The following is a 19,317-nucleotide window of genomic DNA, read 5'->3' on the forward strand; positions in this document are numbered from 1 at the left end:
GGATGCCCTTTTTCGTTGCGCGCGGCGGATCAATCGTCGCCGTCGTCCTCGTCGACGCCGTCGACCTTCATGCCCAGTTCCTTGATCTTGCGCGTCAGGGTGTTGCGGCCCCAGCCCAGCAGCAGGGCGGCGTCGCGGCGGCGGCCGGCGGTGTGCTTGAGCGCGGTCTCGATCATGATCCGCTCGAACGCCGGCACGGCGCTGTCGAGCAGGTTGGATTGGCCGCGCGCCAGGGCCTGGTCGGCCCACAGGCGCAGGGCCTGTTCCCAGTTGGTCACTGGCGCGGCGTCCTGCGGCTGGCTGAGCAGCTCCGGCGGCAGGTCGTCGACGTGCACTTCGCGGCCCGAGGCCATCACCGTGATCCAGCGGCAGGTGTTCTCCAGCTGGCGCACGTTGCCCGGCCAGGGCAGGTGCTTGAGGTAGTCCTCGGTCTCGCCCTTGAGCAGCTTGGGCTCGACCGCCAGCTCCTGCGCGGCGCGGGCGAGGAAGTGGTGGGCCAGGGTGGGGATGTCCTCGCGGCGGTCGGCCAGGCGCGGGATATGGATGCGGATGACGTTGAGGCGGTGGAACAGGTCTTCGCGGAACTTGCCGGCCTGCACCAGGGTTTCCAGGTTCTGGTGGGTGGCGGCGATGATGCGCACGTCCACCTTGACCGGGGTATGCCCGCCGACCCGGTAGAACTCGCCGTCGGCCAGCACGCGCAGCAGGCGCGTCTGGGTATCGGCTGGCATGTCGCCGATCTCGTCGAGGAACAAGGTGCCGCCGTCGGCCTGCTCGAAGCGGCCGCGGCGCTGGTTGGCGGCGCCGGTGAAGGCGCCCTTCTCGTGGCCGAACAGCTCCGATTCCATCAGGTCCTTGGGGATGGCCGCCATATTCAGCGCGATGAAGGGCGACGCCGCGCGCGGGCTGTGGCGGTGCAGGGCATGGGCCACCAGCTCCTTGCCGGTGCCCGACTCGCCGTTGATCAGCACGGTGATATTGGAGTGGGACAGGCGGCCGATGGCGCGGAACACCTCCTGCATCGCCGGCGCCTCGCCGATGATCTCCGGGGTGCGCGCCTGGGCGGCCGGGGCGGCCAGGCTCTGCTGCTCCTGGGCGTGCTGGAAGGCGCGCTTGACCAGGGACACCGCCTCGTCGACGTCGAACGGCTTGGGCAGGTACTCGAAGGCGCCGCCCTGGTAGCTGGCCACCGCGCTGTCGAGGTCCGAGTGCGCGGTCATGATGATCACCGGCAGGCGCGGGTACAGCTCGCGGATGCGTGCCAGCAGGTCGAGGCCGCTGGCGCCGGGCATGCGGATGTCGGAGATGATCACGTCCGGTTGCTGTCGGGTCAGGCGGGCGAGTACACCGTCGGCACTGTCGAAGCTCTGGGTGGTCATGCCTTCCTGCTGCAGCGCCTTTTCCAGCACCCAGCGGATGGAACGATCGTCGTCGACAATCCAGACGGTTTCACTGCGGCTCATGGCGAGGTTGCTCCTTGTTCCAGCGGCAGGAAGATCGAGAACACGGTGTGGCCGGGGTGGCTCTCGCATTCGATCAGGCCCTGGTGCTGACTGATGATGTTCTGGGTGATGGCCAGGCCCAGGCCGGTGCCGTCGGCCCGCCCGCTGACCATGGGGTAGAAGATGGTTTCCTGCAGCTCGGCGGGGATGCCCGGGCCGTTGTCGATGATCTCCACCTTGACCACTAGGCGGTGGCGGGTGTGGCCGATGGTGAACTGGCGCAGGGTGCGGGTGCGCAGGCTGATGCGGCCCAGGCCCATGTCGTGCTTCTGCCCGGCGATGGCCTGCATGGCGTTGCGCACTATGTTGAGCACCGCCTGGATCAGCTGCTCGCGGTCGATCAGCAGGTCGGGGATGCTCGGGTCGTAGTCACGCACCAAAGTGATGCCGCCCTGGCTCTCCGCCTCGATCAGGTTGGCGACGCGCTCCAGTACCTCGTGGATATTGGTCATCGCCAGCGACGGCAGCTTGTTCGAGCCGAGCATACGGTCCACGAGATTTCTCAGCCGGTCGGCTTCCTCGATGATGACGTTGGTGTAGTCCTTCAGGTGCTCTTCCGGCAGCTCGCGCGCCAGCAGCTGGGCCGCGCCGCGGATGCCGCCGAGCGGGTTCTTGATCTCGTGGGCCAGGCCGCGCACCAGCAGCTTGGTGGTTTCCTGCTTGGACAGCTGCGCCTCTTCCTTGGTGATGCGCAGCAGGCGGTCGCGCGGGTGCACTTCCAGCAGCAGCAGGGTCTGGCCGCGGTTGAACAGCGGGGTGACGGCGTAGTCGACGGTCAGGGTCTGGCCGGTGACCGAGGTCAGCACCGCCTCGCGCTTGTTGAACGGGTGCGCCTGTTCCACCGCCTGGCGTAGCGACGACAGCGCCTCGGGCGATTCGGTGAACAGCTCGCTGATGAACTGGCCATGGCTGCGCTGGCCGCTGACGGCCAGGAGCATTTCCGCCGCCGGGTTCATGTACTCGAGGCGCAGCTGGCTGTCGAGCAGCAGGGTGGCGGTGGTCAGGTTGTCGAGTAGCAGGCGGTGCAGAGCGTCGTTGATGGTCATAGGCAGCGCGTTCCGGCAATGGGCAGGAAAATGCAAGAAGCAAACCAAAGCCCCGAAAAGACGCATGTTCTCTGCGCCCTGGTGGGTTTTCGCGGGGTTGCGGCGCAGTGGGGCGGGCAATTACGACCCAAAATAGGGACAGCTTAGGAGGTGGTGCGCGCCATTGCACCACAAAGGTGCAATGGCGTTCAGAGGAAGGGCAGGATGCTGACTTCTTCCTTGGGCTTGTCCTTCAGCGGGCACTCGGGGCGCACGCCGTAGTCGTCCTTCTGGCAGGGGTTGACCTTGCGTTTCTGTGCCAGCGACATGCGGTGCATGTGGAAGGGCTGGGGCGGGGTGCGCTCCACGGTCAGGCCGGCGGCGTCGATGATCTCCACGGCCAGCAGGTGGGTGCCGCGGTCGACGTGCTGCAGTGGAAACACCGGGCTGCGGCTCGGTTCGCCCTGCACCTGGCCGTCGAGCAGCAGGCGGTAGCTGTGCCCGGGCAGCAGGCCGGGTTCGCTGGTGGCGGTGACGATCAGGTCGCCCGAGGCGTTGTGCACCGAGGCGTCCGGCTCGGGCACCAGGATGCGCAGCAGCTGGTAGTGGATGGCCATCTTGCTCACCGCGGTGGGGGCCGCGGGCGCCGCTGCGCTGCCCGGCTGGTTGAGCTGCACGCTGTTGGATGGGGCGAGGATCACCGGCTGCGCGCTGCTGCTGCGCGGCTTGTCGGTGAACACCCGGTTACCCTCGGCGTCGATGTAGGTGTAGACCTGCGCCAGGGCGCCCTGAGCGATCAGTAGCAGGCAGAGAAGCAGTGGACGCATGGGTCAGTTCGCCGGTTTCGGAGTGGGTTTGGGTGGTGGGGGGGGCGGCCGCAGCGCCGGGCTGCTGGTGTTGACCCGCTGCACGGTGAAGGTGACGCTGGCGCTCTGCTGGATCGCCCGGTCGCCGCTGAGCACCTCGACTGCCAGGCTGTGTTCGCCGCGGTCGACGTTGACCAGTTGCAGGCGCGGCACGTTGCTCGCCTGGCCGTGCGGCTGGCCGTCCAGCAGCAGGCGCAGGCGGTGGCCGGCGGCCAGGCGCGGCTGGATGTCGACGCCGACGCTGAAGGTGCCGTTGTTGGCGCGCATGGCTTCATCGTCGGGGATGCCGGTCAGGCTCAGCACCGAGTAGGGCGCCTCGGCCTGCGCGGTCGGTTCGCTGCCGGCGGCCGGCGCGCTTGGCGCCTGCATTTCCACCGTGTTGGTCGGCGGCAGGCTGACGCTCTCGGCGGCGGTGCCGTCCGGCGGCTGGTTGGTGAACACCGTGTTGCCGTTGGCATCGGTGTACTTGTAGATCTGCGCGGCGGCCGGCAGGGCCAGGCCGAGCAGCAGGCAAGCGAGCAGCGGGCGCATGGGCCATTTCCTCCTTGGGTGATGCGGCTAAGCCTTGCACCGGCAAGGCGCCCTGGCAAGTGCCGTGCTGTGGCGTTGTGATGCATAAGATGAAAGCGGGGCAGGGTGCGCCGGGGCACCGAGGATCCGAAAACGTAGGCGGGTATTTTGGTGTGTGCGGTGCAGGTGCAAAAAAGCCCCGCCAGGCAAGGCCGGGCGGGGCTTTCGAGTGCGCCGCACAGGGCGGCGCGAGTCTGGCTTAGACGCTGTAGTACAGGTCGTATTCCAGCGGGTGCACGAAGGTGCGCACCTTGATTTCTTCTTCGCTCTTCAGCTCGATGTAGGCATCGATGAAGTCGTCGGAGAACACGCCGCCCTTGGTCAGGAATGCGCGACCCTTGTCCAGCTCTTCCAGGGCTTCCTTCAGGCTGCCGCACACCTGCGGGATCAGCTTGCCTTCTTCCGGCGGCAGATCGTACAGGTTCTTGTCGGCGGCATCGCCGGGGTGGATCTTGTTCTGGATGCCGTCCAGGCCGGCCATCAGCAGCGCGGCGAAGCACAGGTAGGGGTTGGCCGCCGGGTCCGGGAAGCGCGCTTCGATGCGGCGGGCTTTCGGGCTGGCAACGTAGGGGATACGGATCGAGGCGGAGCGGTTACGGGCCGAGTAGGCCAGCATGACCGGAGCTTCGAAGCCCGGAACCAGGCGCTTGTAGGAGTTGGTCGACGGGTTGGTGAAGCCGTTCAGGGCCTTACCGTGCTTGATGATGCCGCCGATGAAGTACAGGGCGGTCTCGGACAGACCGGCATAGCCTTCGCCAGCGAAGGTGTTCTTGCCGTCCTTGGAGATCGACATGTGCACGTGCATGCCCGAGCCGTTGTCGCCGTACAGCGGCTTCGGCATGAAGGTCGCGGTCTTGCCGTAGGCATCGGCGACGTTGTGCACGCAGTACTTCAGGGTCTGAACTTCGTCAGCCTTGGCGACCAGGGTGTTGAACTTCACGCCGATCTCGTTCTGACCGGCAGTGGCCACTTCGTGGTGGTGCACTTCGACGACTAGGCCCATTTCTTCCATGGCGTTGCACATGGCGGTACGGATTTCGTGGTCGTGGTCGCACGGCGGAACCGGGAAGTAACCGCCCTTGACGGCCGGGCGGTGGCCCTTGTTGCCGCCTTCGACGTCGCCGTCGGTCATCCAGGAGCCTTGCTCGGAGTAGATCTTGAACATCGAGCCGGAGATGTCGGACTTGAACTTCACTTCGTCGAAGATGAAGAACTCCGGCTCCGGGCCGACGAACACGGTGTCGCCGATGCCGGTGGTCTTGAGGAACTCTTCGGCGCGCTTGGCGATCGAGCGCGGGTCGCGGTCGTAGCCTTGCATGGTGCTCGGCTCGATGATGTCGCAGACCAGGATCAGGGTCGGCTCTTCGGTGAAGGGGTCGAGCACGGCGGTGTCGTCGACCGGCATCAGGATCATGTCGGAGGCTTCGATGCCTTTCCAGCCATGAATGGAGGAGCCGTCGAACATCTTGCCGTGTTCGAAGAAATCGTCGTCCAGGGCGTCGCGAGCCGGCATGGTCACGTGGTGCTGCTTGCCCTTGGTATCGGTGAAGCGCAGGTCTACCCACTTCACGTCGTGTTCTTTGATCAGTTGAACAGCCTTAGACATGTTGTCCTCCAGGTGGAAAAGGCTCGCTTCGTGGAGCCCCGATATGTGCGGTGAAGCCCGGCGGGATAGTCCGTCAGGGCGACCTGCCTCACAAGGGAGCAAATTGCATGCCAGTGCCCCGGAATGGACGGAGGCCCGAAAACTCAGGCGCTGCGCGGCCTGCATGGGGCATGCGCAGGAATATTTGCACCATTTGAGGGCTGCCAAATATCGCAATGTTCTATTTTGGTGCGATCAGTGAGGCGTGCAGTATTTTTGGTCAAAGCTTGAGCAATTTCCGCTATAATCCGCGCCCCTGTTTTTCCGTCGCCCCTGCAGGCGCCCAATTCATGAAGCTGATCGTCAAAGTTTTCCCGGAAATCACCATCAAGAGCCGCCCGGTGCGCAAGCAGTTCATCCGCCAGTTGGGGAAGAACATCCGCACCGTGCTGCGCGACCTCGACCCCGAGTTGAAGGTCACCGGTGTGTGGGACAACCTGGAGGTCGAGACCGACCTGGACGATCCGCGCCTGCTGGCCGAGATGACCGAGCGCCTGCGCTGCACGCCGGGCATCGGCCTGTTCCTCGAGGTCAACGAGTACCCGCTGGGCGATCTGGACGACATCACCGAGCACTGCAAGCGCCACTACGCCGACCAGTTGCCGGGCAAGATCTTCGCCGTGCGCTGCAAGCGCGGCGGCAAGCACGCCTTCAGCTCCATCGACGTCGAGCGTCACGTCGGCTCGCGCCTGCGCCAGGAGTGCAATGCGGCTGGCATCGACCTGAAGAAGCCGGAAGTCGAAGTGCGCATGGAGATTCGCGATCAGCGTCTGTTCGTCGTCCATCATCGCCACGAAGGCCTCGGCGGCTACCCGCTGGGCTCGCTGGAGCAGACCCTGGTGCTGATGAGCGGCGGCTTCGACTCCACCGTGGCGGCCTACCAGATGATGCGCCGCGGCCTGGTCAGCCACTTCTGCTTCTTCAACCTCGGCGGTCGCGCCCACGAGCTGGGCGTGATGGAAGTGGCCCACTACCTGTGGCAGAAGTTCGGCCGTTCGCAGCGTGTGCTGTTTATCAGCGTGCCGTTCGAGGAAGTGGTCGGCGAGATCCTCGGCAAGGTCGACAACAGCCAGATGGGCGTGATCCTCAAGCGCATGATGCTGCGCGCCGCCACCCGTATGGCCGAGCGCCTGGAGATCGAGGCGCTGGTCACCGGCGAGGCGATCAGCCAGGTCTCCAGCCAGACCCTGACCAACCTGGCGGTGATCGACGCGGCCACCGACATGCTGGTGATGCGCCCGCTGATCGCCAGCCACAAGCAGGACATCATCGACACCGCCACCGCCATCGGCACCGCCGAGTTCGCCAAGCACATGCCCGAGTATTGCGGGGTGATTTCGGTCAACCCGACCACCAAGGCCCGCGGTTATCGCATCGAGCGCGAAGAAGCGCAGTTCGACATGGCCATCCTCGAGCGTGCCCTGGAGCGCGCTACCCTGCTGCCCATCGACCGGGTGATCGACGAGCTGGGCAAGGACGTGCAGGTCGAGGAGGTACGCGAGGCGCTGGCCGGGCAGATCGTCCTCGACATCCGCCACCCCGATGTCGCCGAGGACGAGCCGCTCGAGCTGCCCGGCATCGAGGTGCAGGCGCTGCCGTTCTACGCGCTGAACAACAAGTTCAAGGAACTGGATGAGAACCGCCAGTACCTGCTGTATTGCGACAAGGGCGTGATGAGCCGCCTGCATGCCCACCACCTGCTGAGCGAGGGGCATGCCAATGTGCGCGTTTATCGTCCGGCATAAGACGCCCGGGCTGAACGGCGGCAGTATCCGCCACCGCCCTCCCGACCGCTCTGCCTGCTGATCCCGTTTTCTTCATATTCGTCGTCCACACTGGGCGACACACCGCATCCTCTGATCGAGATACACACAGTGATCGAAAATCTGCGCAACATCGCCATCATCGCCCACGTCGACCATGGCAAAACCACCCTCGTCGACGCCCTGCTGCGTCAGTCCGGCACCCTGGAACGCAACGAGCTCAACGACGAGCGCGTGATGGACAGCAACGACCAGGAAAAAGAGCGCGGCATCACCATTCTGGCCAAGAACACCGCCATCAAGTGGAACGACTACCGCATCAACATCGTCGACACCCCCGGCCACGCCGACTTCGGTGGTGAAGTCGAGCGCGTGATGTCGATGGTCGACTCGGTGCTGCTGGTGGTCGACGCCCAGGACGGCCCGATGCCGCAAACCCGCTTCGTGACCAAGAAGGCCTTCGAAGCCGGCCTCAAGCCGATCGTCGTGATCAACAAGATCGACCGTCCCGGCGCGCGTCCGGACTGGGTCATGGACCAGATCTTCGACCTGTTCGACAACCTCGGCGCCACCGATGAGCAGCTCGACTTCCAGGTCGTCTACGCCAGCGCCCTGAACGGCATCGCCGGCCTCGACCACACCGCCATGGCCGAAGACCTGACCCCGCTGTACCAGGCCATCGTCGACCACGTGCCGGCGCCGAACGTCGACCTCGACGGCCCGTTCCAGATGCAGATTTCCGCGCTGGACTACAACAGCTTCCTCGGCATCATCGGCGTCGGCCGTATTGCCCGTGGCAAGATCAAGCCGAACACCCCGGTGACTGCCATCGACGTCGACGGCAAGAAGCGTAACGGCCGTATCCTCAAGCTGATGGGCCACCACGGCCTGCACCGCGTCGACGTCGAAGAAGCCACCGCCGGCGACATCGTCTGCGTCAGCGGTATGGATCAGCTGTTCATCTCCGACACCCTGTGCGACATCAACCACGTCGAAGCGATGAAGCCGCTGACCGTCGACGAGCCGACCGTATCCATGACCTTCCAGGTCAACGACTCGCCGTTCTGCGGCAAGGAAGGCAAGTTCGTCACCAGCCGCAACATCAAGGAGCGTCTGGACAAGGAGCTGCTGTACAACGTGGCCCTGCGTGTCGAGGAAGGCGACAGCGCCGACAAGTTCAAGGTCTCCGGTCGTGGCGAGCTGCACCTGTCGGTACTGATCGAAACCATGCGCCGCGAAGGCTTCGAAATGGGCGTTGGCCGTCCGGAAGTGATCATCCGCGAAGTGAACGGCGTCAAGCAGGAGCCGTTCGAGAACGTCACCATCGACATCCCTGAAGAATCCCAGGGCAAGGTCATGGAAGAAATGGGCCTGCGTAAGGGCGACCTGACCAACATGTCGCCGGACGGCAAAGGTCGCGTGCGTCTGGAATACAACATCCCGGCTCGCGGTCTGATCGGTTTCCGTAACCAGTTCCTGACCCTGACCAACGGCGCGGGTATCCTGACCTCGATCTTCGACCGTTATGACACCGTCAAGCCGGGCAGCATGTCTGGCCGTCAGAACGGCGTCCTGGTGTCGATCGATACCGGCAAGGCGCTGACCTACTCCCTGGAAACCCTGCAGGCGCGCGGCAAGCTGTTCGTCGAGCACGGCCAGGAAATCTACAACGGTCAGATCGTCGGCCTGAACAGCCGCGACAACGACCTGGGCGTCAACCCCACCAAGGGCAAGAAGCTCGACAACATGCGCGCTTCGGGCAAGGACGAAACCATTGCCCTGGTGCCGCCAGTGCGCTTCACCCTGGAGCAGGCTCTGGAATTCATCCAGGACGACGAGCTGTGCGAAGTGACGCCGAAGTCGATCCGTCTGCGCAAGAAGATCCTCGACGAAGGCGAGCGCACCCGCGCTGCCAAGAAAGCCAACAAGGCCTGACCCATAGCGGCTAGCCTTGAGCGGTAAATAAAAAGCCCCGCCAGAGCGATCTGGCGGGGCTTTTTGTTGGGGGCACCGTTAGTCGTTGGGCCCCTGTCGGAGCGGCTTCGGCCGCGAAGCTCCTGCGCGGCCTTGCTCTCCCGCTCTTCCTGTTTTGTTGGGGGCAGGGATTCTCGCGACTAAATCGGTTCGCCGTCCGCCGCTCCTAGCGGTTGGGCGTGGCGCCGCCAAAAGAAAGCCCCGGCATCCGCCAGGATGCCGGGGCCTGCAGGCTGATTCAGCCGCGCTGCGGCCGACAGGCCAGCAGCCCGTAGGCCGCCAAGCCGATCACCAGCAGCAGGCTCAGCGTCATCACTCGCCGGCTACCTGGCGCAGCTGCGCCGGGGCTTCGCCGAGGTTGTTGAGCATGCGCTCGCTGTACCAGTCGATGAAGTTGACCACGCCGAACTCGTAGGTCTTCGAGTAGGGGCCGGGCTGGTAGGCGGTGGAGTTGATGCCGCGCTGGTTTTCCTCGCCGAGGCGACGGTCCTGGTCGTTGGTGGCGTCCCACACCTGGCGCAGGCGCTCGACGTCGTAATCGACGCCTTCCACCGCGTCCTTGTGCACCAGCCACTTGGTGATCACCACCGTTTCCTGGGCGCTGATCGGCCACACGGTGAAGTTGATCAGGTGGTCGCCCATGCAGTGGTTCCACGAATGGGGCAGGTGGAGGATGCGCATGGAGCCCAGGTCCGGGTTCTTGATCCGCCCCATCAGCTTCTTGCAGCCCTGCTTGCCGTCCATGGTCATGGACACGGTGCCCTTGAGCAGCGGCATGCGTACGATGCGGTTACGCAGGCCGAAGCCGGCATGCGCGTAGGGAATCTTCTCCGCGTCCCAGGCGGCGGCGCATTCGGCGACGTGATCCTTGAATTCCTGGGTCGCGCGCGGGTCGTTGGTGTCGTCCCACTCCAGCAGGGTGTTGAGCAGCTCCGGGTGCGAGCCGTTGCAGTGGTAGCACTCGCGGTTGTTCTCGATCACCAGCTTCCAGTTGGCTTTCTCCTTCATGGTGCTCTGCACCGCGACCTTGGTGTTCTCCATGTCGTACGGCTCCATGTAGTGAGCCAGGGTGGCGAGGAACTCGTCGATCGCCGGCGGGTTTTCCGCCAGGCTGATGAAGATGAAGCCACCGGCGCTCTTGCAGTGCACCGGCTTGAGGCTGTAGTCCTTGAGGTCGAAGTCGGCGCCCATCTCGGTGCCGGCGAACAGCAGGCGGCCGTCCAGTTCGTAGGTCCACTGGTGGTAGGGGCAGACCAGCTTGGCCACCTTGCCCTTGTCGCTCACGCACAGGCGCGAGCCGCGGTGGCGGCAGACGTTGTGGAAGGCATGGATCTGCCCCTCGGCGCCGCGGACCACGAGAATCGGGTTGTCGCCGAGCTGCAGGGTGAGGAAGTTGCCCTTGGCCGGGATTTCGCAGGTCATGCCGGCGATCAACCACTCCTTGTGGAAGATCTCCTGCATGTCGATCTGGAACAGCCGCTCGTCGTTGTAGAAGGGTTGCGGCAGCGAAAAGGTGCGCTCGCGCTCGCGCAGCATGCCGGCGGTGGCCTTGCGTGCGGGCTCCAGCGGGTCGCCCAGGCTCAGGGTGTGGGTGCAGTCCATCGGTGACTCCTCATGGCTGGCGCGGGGGCGGCAGCCGCAAAAGTGGCTGATACGGTGGTGACGCAAGGCGTTGTGGCGGCTGCTGCGAGCGGTTCGGCGGCCGCGCGTTGTCGGGTTCGCTCTGAGGCTGAGTGTGGATTCGCCGCGCCGCGAAACCTTATCCATGGGCGACATGGCCGAATGCGTTTCCGACGCGCCAGGCCCCGTGCCAAGCGGCAGGTCGCGATGAGCATGCCGATGTCGCTGGCAGATAAATGAGGGCCCGCGGCGTTTCGCACAATCGATGCCATATAGGCCGATGTCCGGCCGCGTGGAGAGCCGTTCATGACCACCAACGCCTTCCTCAACCCGGTTACCACCCAGACCTGGAGCAACGGCCGCCACCTGGTGCGTTGCGTCAAGGTGATCCAGGAAACCTGGGACGTGCGCACCTTCTGTTTCATGGCCGATCAGCCGGTACTGTTCTTCTTCAAGCCGGGACAGTTCGTCACCCTCGAACTGGAGATCGAGGGTGCGCCGATCATGCGCTCCTACACCATCTCCAGCTCGCCGTCGGTGCCCTACAGCTTCTCCATCACCGTCAAGCGGGTGCCGGGCGGCAAGGTGTCGAACTGGCTGCACGACAACCTCAACGAGGGCGACCAACTGCCGGTGCACGGCCCGGTGGGGCTGTTCAACGCCATCGATTTCCCCTCCGACAAGGTGCTGCTGCTGTCCGGCGGCGTCGGCATCACCCCGGTGATGTCGATGGCGCGCTGGTTCTTCGACACCAACGGTGCGGTGGACATGTGCTTCGTGCACAGCGCGCGCACGCCCAAGGACATCATCTACCACCGCGAATTGCGCCACATGGCCTCGCGCATCAGCAACTTTAAGCTGCACCTGATCTGCGAGAAGTACGAGATCGGCGAAACCTGGTCCGGCTACCGCGGCTACCTCAACCAGAAGATGCTGGAGCTGATCGCCCCGGACTTCATGGAGCGTGAGGTGTTCTGCTGCGGCCCGACGCCCTATATGAGTGCGGTCAAGCGCCTGCTCGAGGCCAACGGCTTCGACATGCGTCGTTACCACGAGGAATCCTTTGGCGCGACGCCGCCCGAGGCCAAGGCCGATGCCCTGGAGCACGCCGCCGAGGCCGCCGACGCGCCGGAGATACCGGCGGCCGACCTCAACCAGGTGGAGTTCGTCAGCACCGGCAAGAGCATCCGCGTCGCCCCCGGCGAAACCGTGCACGCCGCCGCCGCCAAGCTCGGCCTGCACATCCCCAAGGCGTGCGGCATGGGCATCTGCGGCACCTGCAAGGTGATGAAGACCGCCGGCGAGGTGGACATGGAGCACAACGGCGGGATCACCGACGAGGACGTTGCCGAGGGCTACATCCTGTCCTGCTGCAGCGTGCCCAAGGGTGACGTGGTGATCGATTATTGAGTCGCCTCCCGCGTCTCCAGCGGCCATCGGCTCGCCGATAGGCAGACGCGCCCGCCAGAGCGCTCGGATTTCCGTGCTCCGAGCGCCCCAGTTTGCTGGCGGTTGGCCAGGGTTTGGCTAGTCTTGCTGCAACTGTCAGGACGTTACCAACCGTGCGCCGGCCGCCGTGCCCACGCGCGAGTCTGGTTGCAGTCCGCTCCTGAGTACTCGGCTCACCCTGCGTGAGCCATTTGCCCGATTTGGCATGGGGAGGAGCGGCAATGGATTCCGTTACGCCAGGACGCGTTGCGCGTCGCGCTTTGCTTGTAGTCGCGCCGCTGGCCTCGGCGACAGCCTGGGCCTTGGATTTCACCGGCAATGACACGGCCTCGGGCACGCTCGACAGCGGCGCTCTGGAGCAGGACATCAACTTTCGCGACAGCAGCAGCGCCGGCAGCGCCAGCATCAGCAACCCCAGCGACAGTTTCGCCACCTTTTTCCTCGACGACAGCAACGCCGGCTCCGCCAGCATCAGCAACAGCGATGGCGGCCTGACCATCTTCGACGGGCGCAGCAGCGCCGCCAACTCGACCATCGCCGGCGATGTGCAGTTTCTCGGCCAGAGTACGGCTGGCAACGCCAGACTCAGCGTCGGTTTCGGCAGCATCCTGTTCGCCGGCCAGAGCAGCGCCGGCGACGCCGAGATCCGAGTGATCGGTGCCAACAGCGTGGCGGTCTTCGCCGAGCGCAGCACCGCAGGCAATGCCCGCCTGATCAGCGAGAGCGGCGGCTTCTTCTCCTTCACCGGCGGTGGGCCGAACGACGACGGCATTCTCTCGGCCGGTTCCATCGAGGGCGATGGTGTCTTCGATCTGGGCTCGGTACGACTCGGCGTCGGCGGCAACAACCTGTCCACCGAGGTGTCGGGCTCGATCATGGGCGCGGTGGACTCGGCGCTGATCAAGCGCGGCAGCGGGGTGCTGACGCTCAGCGGCTTCAACTCCAGCTTCACTGGCGAGCTGATCGTCGAGCAGGGGCTGGTCAACTTCGGCGACCCCAGCAGCCTGGGCAGCGGCTCGCTGACGCTCAACGGCGGCGGCTTGCAGTGGGCGGTGGACAACGGCTTCGACATCTCTGATCGGCTCGCGCCGCTGGGGCCCAATGGCGGCATCTTCGATACCAACGGCAACCTCGTCGTCCTCGGCAGCGCCATCGGCGGCAGCGGGGCGCTGATCAAGACCGGCGACGGCCTGTTGCTGCTCGCCGCGGCCAACGGCTACAGCGGCGGCACTGTGCTCGAGGGCGGTGCCCTGGCCGGGACGGTGGAGGGGGCGCTGCCCAATGCCACGGCCTATACCGTCAACGGCGGCACCCTGGAGCTGTCCAGCTTCGATCTGCAGATGTCCAGCCTGGCCGGCACTGGCGGCACCATCCAGATCATGAGCACGCTGACGGTCAACCAGGCGAGCGATACCAGCTTCGCCGGTGCACTTTCCGGCTCGGGTTCCTTCATCAAGGATGGCGCCGGTACGCTCGACCTCAGCGGCAGCCACGGCATCGCGGGCATCACCGAAGTCCGCGGCGGCACCCTGGCGGTCAATGGCTCGCTGCTTTCCGCTATCCAGGTGCAGAGCGGCGGCACCCTGGGTGGTGCCGGCAGCGTCGGTAACGTACTGATCAACAGCGGTGGCACCCTGGCGCCGGGCAACTCCATCGGCACGCTGAACGTCGCCGGCGACCTGATCTTCAGCCCCGGCTCGGTCTACCAGGTGGAGACCGATGCCGCCGGCAATGCCGATCAGGTGCTGGTCAGCGGCCTGGCCAGCCTGGCCGGCACCGTGCAGGTGCTGGCGGAAAACGGCACCTACGCGCCGGCCACCAGCTACGACATCCTCAGCGCCGGGCAGTTGAGCGGCCAGTTCGACAGCGTCAGCTCCAACCTGGCCTTTCTCGACCCCAGCCTGAGCTACGCCGGCAACGCCGTGACCCTGACCCTGACGCGCAACGACACCAGCTTCTCCAGCCTGGCGCGTACCCCCAACCAGCTGGCTTTCGCTCAAGCGGCCGAGAGCCTGGACGAAGACAATGAGGTTTACCGCACCCTGCTCGACCTGGGCGAGGACGAGGTGGCCGACACCTTCAACAAGCTGTCCGGCGACGCCCATGCCAGCATCGCCTCGGCGGTGATGTTCGACGACCTCAACCTGTCGCGTGCGCCGCTGGGCAACCTGCGCCGCAACCTCGCTTCGCCCGAGCGCGCGCTGCCCTACTGGGTGCAGGTGGGCGGCGGGCGCCAGCGCATCGACGACGACGGCAACGCCGGCGAGATCATCCAGGATCACGAGAGCATGCTGTTTGGTGGCGACTGGCCGGTATACGGCGACTGGCGCCTGGGTGGCGCCTTCGGCTACGGCCAGGAGCAGCTGGATGTCGATTCGCGTGACGCCAAGGCCGACTCCGACAGCTACCGCTACGCGCTGTACGGCGGCCGCGATGTCGAACTGTCGCGCGGTACGCTCAAGCTGTTCGGCGGTGGCGGCTACAGCCAGCACCAGATCGACAGCCAGCGCGACGTGCGCCTGATCGACGGCCCGGAGCGCCTGACCCGCCAGTACGACGTCAACACCGCGCAGGGCTTCGGCGAGCTGGCCTGGCACCTGAAGTTCGACGAGCCGGCCTATGTCGAGCCCTTCGTCGGCCTGCTGCTGATCGACCAGCGCAGCGACAGCTTCAGCGAGAAGGGCGGGGCCGCCGCACTGTCTGCGGACAGCCAGCGCAACGAGCTGCTCAGCACCAGCCTCGGTGTGCGCGGCCAGCAGCTGTTCCAGCTGGCCGAGCGCGATCTGCTGCTCAACGGCTCGTTCACCTGGCGGCAGATCAACGGCGACCTGCGCCCGGAACTGGACCTGCAATTGGAGGGCGGCGACAAGTTTCGCGTGTTGGGTACCGAGTTGCCGCGCAACAGCTTCCTGGTCGAGCTCAACCTCGACTACTCGATCACCCCGAACATCGTCCTCGACGTCGATTACAACGGCGTGTTCAGCGACAGCAGCGAAGCCAACAATATCGCCTTCAACCTGCGCTGGAAGATGTAGGTCGGTGCGCCGCGGCCGCTCCGCAGGGGCGCCGCGCGTACCGGACTTACTGGCGTCGCGCCGCGGCGCCAGCCGTAAGCGCCTAGGTGGAGGGGGGGCCTGCACTCAGGCGCTCATCACCTCGCGGATATCGGCCGCCAGCTGGCGCACCCGCGTCTCGTCGGTGTCCCAGCTGCACATGAAGCGCGCGCCGCCGGCGCCGATGAAGGTGTAGAAGCGCCAGCCGCGGGCGGTGAGGGCGGCGAGCGCCGGTTCCGACAGCTGCAGGAACACGCCGTTGGCCTCAACCGGGAACATCAGGCTGACGCCGGGCACGTCTTCGACCAGCGAGGCCAGCAACTGGGCGCAGCGGTTGGCGTGGCCGGCGTAGCGCAGCCAGGCGTCGTCCTGCAGGATGCCGACCCAGGGCGCCGACAGGTAGCGCATCTTCGAGGCCAGCTGGCCGGCCTGCTTGCAGCGGTAGTCGAAGTCCTCGGCCAGGGCCTTGTTGAAGAACAGGATGGCCTCGCCCACCGCCATGCCGTTCTTGGTGCCGCCGAAGCACAGCACATCGACGCCGGCCTTCCAGGTCAGCTCGGCCGGGCTGCAGCCGAGGGAGGCGCAGGCGTTGGAGAAGCGCGCGCCGTCCATGTGCAGGTTCAGCCCCAGCTCCTTACAGGTCTGGCTGATCGCGCGGACTTCTTCCGGTCGGTACACGGTGCCGACCTCGGTGGCCTGGGTCAGGGTCACCACGCGCGGCTTGGGGTAGTGAATATCCTGGCGCTTGAGCGCCACTTCGCGGATCGCTGCGGGCGTCAGCTTGCCGTTCTCGGTGCGCGCCAGCAGCAGCTTGGAACCGTTGGAGAAGAATTCCGGGGCGCCGCATTCGTCGGTCTCGACGTGGGCGGTCTCCGAGCAGATCACGCTGTGGTAGCTCTGGCACAGCGAGGCCAGGGCCAGGGAGTTGGCTGCGGTGCCGTTGAAGGCGAAGAACACCTCGCAGTCGGTCTCGAACAGGCGGCGGAAGTGGTCGGCGGCGCGCGCCGTCCATTCGTCGTCGCCATAGGCGCGCTGGTGGCCCTGGTTGGCCTCGGCCATGGCGGCCCAGGCCTCGGGGCAGATGCCGGAATAGTTGTCGCTGGCAAATTGCTGGGCGTTGTCGGGCATGGGGCGTTCCTTCTCGAGCGGGGCCGGCAGGGAGCACCGGCGGATGGCGCTACTTTACTCCGCGCGGGCCCTGGCCTGGGGCCGCCAGGGCGACAACTTGTTGTGTTCATGCGTACTGCAGGGTCGCTATCCGGACCACCGTTCGACCATTCGGCGGAACTCATGGCGACGCCGGGGGTTCACAACCCCAGGGCGGCGGTTTGCCGCCTGTCATCGAAAAGGAGTGTCTTATGAACCATCGCCACCTGCTCGCCTTCGCCCTGCCGCTGGCCGTTGCCCTGCCGTTGTCCGCGGCCGAGTGGACGGCGCAGGCGAAAACCGAATTCGTCCAGCACTGCATCAACGGCGCGCCGGCCGGCTACGAGCAGCCGCAGCTGCAGGCCTATTGCGACTGCGCCGCCGACAAGGTCAGTCGGGAGTTCAGCGAGGCCGAAGTGCAGGCGATCAGTCGCCAGTCGCCGCCCGATGCGGCGCTGCAGCAGCGTCTGGTCGACGCCAGCGGCAGCTGCGCCGGCAAGCTCAAGCCCTAAGCCGAAGCGCATGGCTGGCGATGCCTTGCGGGGTGGCCTGGTGCGCTGACGGTAGTGCGGCGTGATTGGCCCTGGAGGAACCGTCTTGCCGGCGAGCCTGTGCCGCGGTTGCCGGCAGGAGTCAGGCATCCCCGCGGCTACTCCAGGTTCTGCCGCTTGATTGAGCAAATAACGCGCGCCCGGGTCCAGGCCCCACAGGGCCTGGCCTGGCGCCGCCTGCCCACAGGCTGTGCACAGAACGGCGCACAGCATTTGTGCACAAGCATCTTCTATCTGATTGATTCTGCTCGATTTTTGCTCGATTGCCGGAAGGCCTTGCGCAGCCTGGGCTGCAGCCTGGACCGAACAGCCTATGCACAGTTTGCTCCACAGCATCTGTGCATAGTCCACCGCGCCGCAGCCTGGCGCCGGCTGTCGCGGGTGGATAAGTCGCCGCGCCGCCGCGCCTGGCTGTTTCTCGGCCAGCCGCGGCAAGTCCAGTGCCGGCAGGGGCTGGCGCCGACTGATCACAGCTTATGCACAACCTGGTGCACAGTATCTGTGCATGGTCTGATCTATTAACTGCTTGATATCGTTCAATAAATACACGATTGCCGGCAGGCCTTGATGGGCCTGGCCCGGCGGCTTCTGCGCACGGCTTATCCACAGCTTGATCCAGCCATCCTGTGCATAGCGGCAGGGGGGGGGCGACTCTGAACACTTTCGCGTCGAAGTTGAGCAAATTTGCTGCCTAGCGACATCGGACAATCTGCCGCACTGCGCCCCGTGGCGCATCCGAGCTAAGGAGTCCTCTCGTGGCCATCAGCGTATTCGACCTGTTCAAGATCGGCATCGGGCCGTCCAGCTCGCACACCGTGGGGCCGATGCGCGCCGCCGCGCTGTTCGTCGAGGCGCTGCGCGAGCGCCAGCTGCTGGCGCGGGTGTGGCGCATCGAAGTGCGCCTGTACGGCTCGCTGTCGGCCACCGGCGTCGGCCACGGCAGCGACCGTGCGGTGATCATGGGCCTGATGGGGGAGTGGCCGGATCGCATCGATCCGGCGCAGATCGCCCCGCGCATCGCCACGCTGCTCGAGCGCGGCGAGCTGCTGCTCGACGGCCGCCTGCCGGTCGCCTTCGACTGGGCGCGCGACATGCGCCTGCTGGAGGAGAACCTGCCCTACCACCCCAACGCCATGACCCTGGTGGCCGAGGGCGAGGGCGGCGAGCTGCATGCCGACACCTACTACTCGGTGGGCGGCGGTTTCGTCGTCGATGCTGCGCAGGCCGCCACCGGCGCGCTGGACCAGGACCACACCGCGCTGCCCTACGATTTCTCCAGCGGCGCCGAGCTGCTGCGCCTGTGCCGCCAGCATGGCCTGCGCGTGTCGCAGCTGATGCTGGCCAACGAAAAGGCCTGGCGCAGCGAGGCCGAGATCCGCGCCGGCCTGCTCGGGCTGTGGCAGGCCATGCAGGACTGTGTGGCCAACGGCCTGCGCGAGGAAGGCATCCTCCCCGGCGGGCTGAATGTGCGCCGGCGCGCGGCCAAGCTGCACCGCAGCCTGCAGGAGCTGGGCAAGCCCAACGTGATCGGCAGCACCATGAGCGCCATGGAATGGGTCAACCTCTACGCCCTGGCGGTCAACGAGGAAAACGCCGCCGGCGGGCGCATGGTCACCGCGCCGACCAACGGCGCGGCGGGCATCATCCCGGCGGTGCTGCACTACTACATGCGCTTCAATCCGGATGCCAGCGACGCCGATGTGGTCGACTTCCTGCTGGCCGCGGCGGCGGTGGGCATCCTGTGCAAGAAGAACGCCTCGATCTCCGGCGCCGAAGTCGGCTGCCAGGGCGAGGTGGGCTCGGCCTGCGCCATGGCCGCGGCGGGTTTGGCCGAAGTGCTCGGCGCCAGCCCCGAGCAGCTGGAGAACGCCGCCGAGATCGGCCTGGAGCACAACCTGGGGCTGACCTGCGACCCGGTCGGAGGCCTGGTGCAGGTGCCGTGCATCGAGCGCAACGCGATCGCCGCGGTGAAGGCGATCAACGCGGCGCAGATGGCCCTGCGCGGCGACGGCGAGCACCACATCTCGCTGGACCGGGTGATCCGCACCATGCGCGACACCGGCGCCGACATGCACGACAAGTACAAGGAAACCTCGCGCGGCGGCCTGGCGGTGAGCCAGGTCGAGTGCTGATTCTCCTGCCCGCTGGTTTTG

At 65.9% G+C, this 19,317-nt stretch carries 13 protein-coding genes; 6 read left to right on the forward strand and 7 right to left on the reverse strand.

The genetic code is table 11. From position 1 onward, the window contains the following. Positions 1-29 precede the first annotated feature (29 nt). The 5 genes from ntrC to glnA form a co-directional block, all read right to left on the reverse strand. On the reverse strand, positions 30-1,463 hold the full coding sequence (gene ntrC / locus AC1G9C_RS02205; protein ID WP_480409329.1) for a nitrogen regulation protein NR(I): 1,434 nt from the start codon (positions 1,461-1,463) through the stop codon (positions 30-32). Next, positions 1,460-2,548 (reverse strand): nitrogen regulation protein NR(II), encoded by a 1,089-nt coding sequence (glnL, locus tag AC1G9C_RS02210; protein ID WP_021443781.1) that lies wholly within the window; start codon positions 2,546-2,548, stop codon positions 1,460-1,462. The genes ntrC and glnL overlap by 4 nt, the downstream gene beginning before the upstream one ends. 188 nt (positions 2,549-2,736) lie before the next feature. After that, the gene (locus tag AC1G9C_RS02215; protein ID WP_480409330.1) at positions 2,737-3,354 is read right to left on the reverse strand and encodes a DUF4124 domain-containing protein; all 618 of its coding nucleotides are present in this window, start codon (positions 3,352-3,354) and stop codon (positions 2,737-2,739) included. A 3-nt stretch (positions 3,355-3,357) separates the two neighbouring features. Next, positions 3,358-3,924, reverse strand: coding sequence for a DUF4124 domain-containing protein (locus AC1G9C_RS02220; RefSeq protein ID WP_397497719.1), 567 nt, complete (start codon positions 3,922-3,924; stop codon positions 3,358-3,360). 238 nt (positions 3,925-4,162) lie between these two features. Further along, a complete protein-coding gene (gene glnA / locus AC1G9C_RS02225; RefSeq protein WP_480409331.1) occupies positions 4,163-5,569 on the reverse strand; it encodes a glutamate--ammonia ligase in 1,407 nt (468 codons plus the stop codon). A gap of 329 nt (positions 5,570-5,898) precedes the next feature. Here glnA and thiI point away from each other — a divergent pair, with 329 nt between their 5' ends. Together thiI and typA are read left to right on the forward strand one after the other, a co-directional pair. Then, complete coding sequence (gene thiI / locus AC1G9C_RS02230; protein WP_480409332.1) at positions 5,899-7,353, forward strand: tRNA uracil 4-sulfurtransferase ThiI; 1,455 nt, start codon at positions 5,899-5,901, stop codon at positions 7,351-7,353. Positions 7,354-7,482: 129 nt separating this feature from the next. Then, positions 7,483-9,306 carry a translational GTPase TypA gene (typA, locus tag AC1G9C_RS02235; RefSeq protein ID WP_021443786.1) on the forward strand — a complete coding sequence of 608 codons (1,824 nt, stop codon included), beginning with the start codon at positions 7,483-7,485 and terminating at the stop codon, positions 9,304-9,306. Positions 9,307-9,657: 351 nt separating this feature from the next. Here the strand turns inward: typA and gbcA are convergent, their stop codons facing one another. Next, positions 9,658-10,947, reverse strand: a complete 1,290-nt coding sequence (gene gbcA, locus AC1G9C_RS02240; RefSeq protein WP_021443787.1) for a glycine-betaine demethylase subunit GbcA — start codon at positions 10,945-10,947, stop codon at positions 9,658-9,660. Between the two features lie 324 nt (positions 10,948-11,271). On the opposite strand from gbcA, the gene gbcB reads away from it, so the two are divergent. Together gbcB and AC1G9C_RS02250 are read left to right on the forward strand one after the other, a co-directional pair. Beyond that, the gene (gene gbcB, locus AC1G9C_RS02245) at positions 11,272-12,375 is read left to right on the forward strand and encodes a glycine-betaine demethylase subunit GbcB (protein WP_480409333.1); all 1,104 of its coding nucleotides are present in this window, start codon (positions 11,272-11,274) and stop codon (positions 12,373-12,375) included. A 260-nt stretch (positions 12,376-12,635) separates the two neighbouring features. Further along, positions 12,636-15,449: an autotransporter family protein gene (locus tag AC1G9C_RS02250; protein ID WP_480409334.1), complete on the forward strand. Its 2,814-nt coding sequence runs from the start codon at positions 12,636-12,638 to the stop codon at positions 15,447-15,449. 105 nt (positions 15,450-15,554) lie between these two features. Here AC1G9C_RS02250 and AC1G9C_RS02255 read toward each other — a convergent pair whose 3' ends face one another. Next, positions 15,555-16,595, reverse strand: a complete 1,041-nt coding sequence (locus tag AC1G9C_RS02255; protein WP_480409335.1) for a threonine aldolase family protein — start codon at positions 16,593-16,595, stop codon at positions 15,555-15,557. Positions 16,596-16,825: 230 nt separating this feature from the next. Between AC1G9C_RS02255 and AC1G9C_RS02260 the strand changes: the two genes are divergently transcribed. Further along, positions 16,826-17,125: a hypothetical protein gene (locus AC1G9C_RS02260; protein WP_480409336.1), complete on the forward strand. Its 300-nt coding sequence runs from the start codon at positions 16,826-16,828 to the stop codon at positions 17,123-17,125. Between the two features lie 794 nt (positions 17,126-17,919). Further along, the gene (locus AC1G9C_RS02265) at positions 17,920-19,296 is read left to right on the forward strand and encodes an L-serine ammonia-lyase (protein ID WP_480409337.1); all 1,377 of its coding nucleotides are present in this window, start codon (positions 17,920-17,922) and stop codon (positions 19,294-19,296) included. The last annotated feature ends 21 nt before the right edge of the window (positions 19,297-19,317 follow it).

This window comes from Pseudomonas sp. ABa2 (genome assembly GCF_056676075.1).

Coding starts and splice junctions, on each gene's coding strand:
- AC1G9C_RS02255 (WP_480409335.1), bottom strand. CDS start 16,595: ATGCCCGACAACGCCCAGCAATTTGCCAGCGACAACTATTCCGGCATC.
- ntrC (WP_480409329.1), bottom strand. CDS start 1,463: ATGAGCCGCAGTGAAACCGTCTGGATTGTCGACGACGATCGTTCCATC.
- glnL (WP_021443781.1), bottom strand. CDS start 2,548: ATGACCATCAACGACGCTCTGCACCGCCTGCTACTCGACAACCTGACC.
- thiI (WP_480409332.1), top strand. CDS start 5,899: ATGAAGCTGATCGTCAAAGTTTTCCCGGAAATCACCATCAAGAGCCGC.
- AC1G9C_RS02260 (WP_480409336.1), top strand. CDS start 16,826: ATGAACCATCGCCACCTGCTCGCCTTCGCCCTGCCGCTGGCCGTTGCC.
- glnA (WP_480409331.1), bottom strand. CDS start 5,569: ATGTCTAAGGCTGTTCAACTGATCAAAGAACACGACGTGAAGTGGGTA.
- AC1G9C_RS02250 (WP_480409334.1), top strand. CDS start 12,636: ATGGATTCCGTTACGCCAGGACGCGTTGCGCGTCGCGCTTTGCTTGTA.
- AC1G9C_RS02215 (WP_480409330.1), bottom strand. CDS start 3,354: ATGCGTCCACTGCTTCTCTGCCTGCTACTGATCGCTCAGGGCGCCCTG.
- gbcA (WP_021443787.1), bottom strand. CDS start 10,947: ATGGACTGCACCCACACCCTGAGCCTGGGCGACCCGCTGGAGCCCGCA.
- AC1G9C_RS02220 (WP_397497719.1), bottom strand. CDS start 3,924: ATGCGCCCGCTGCTCGCTTGCCTGCTGCTCGGCCTGGCCCTGCCGGCC.
- gbcB (WP_480409333.1), top strand. CDS start 11,272: ATGACCACCAACGCCTTCCTCAACCCGGTTACCACCCAGACCTGGAGC.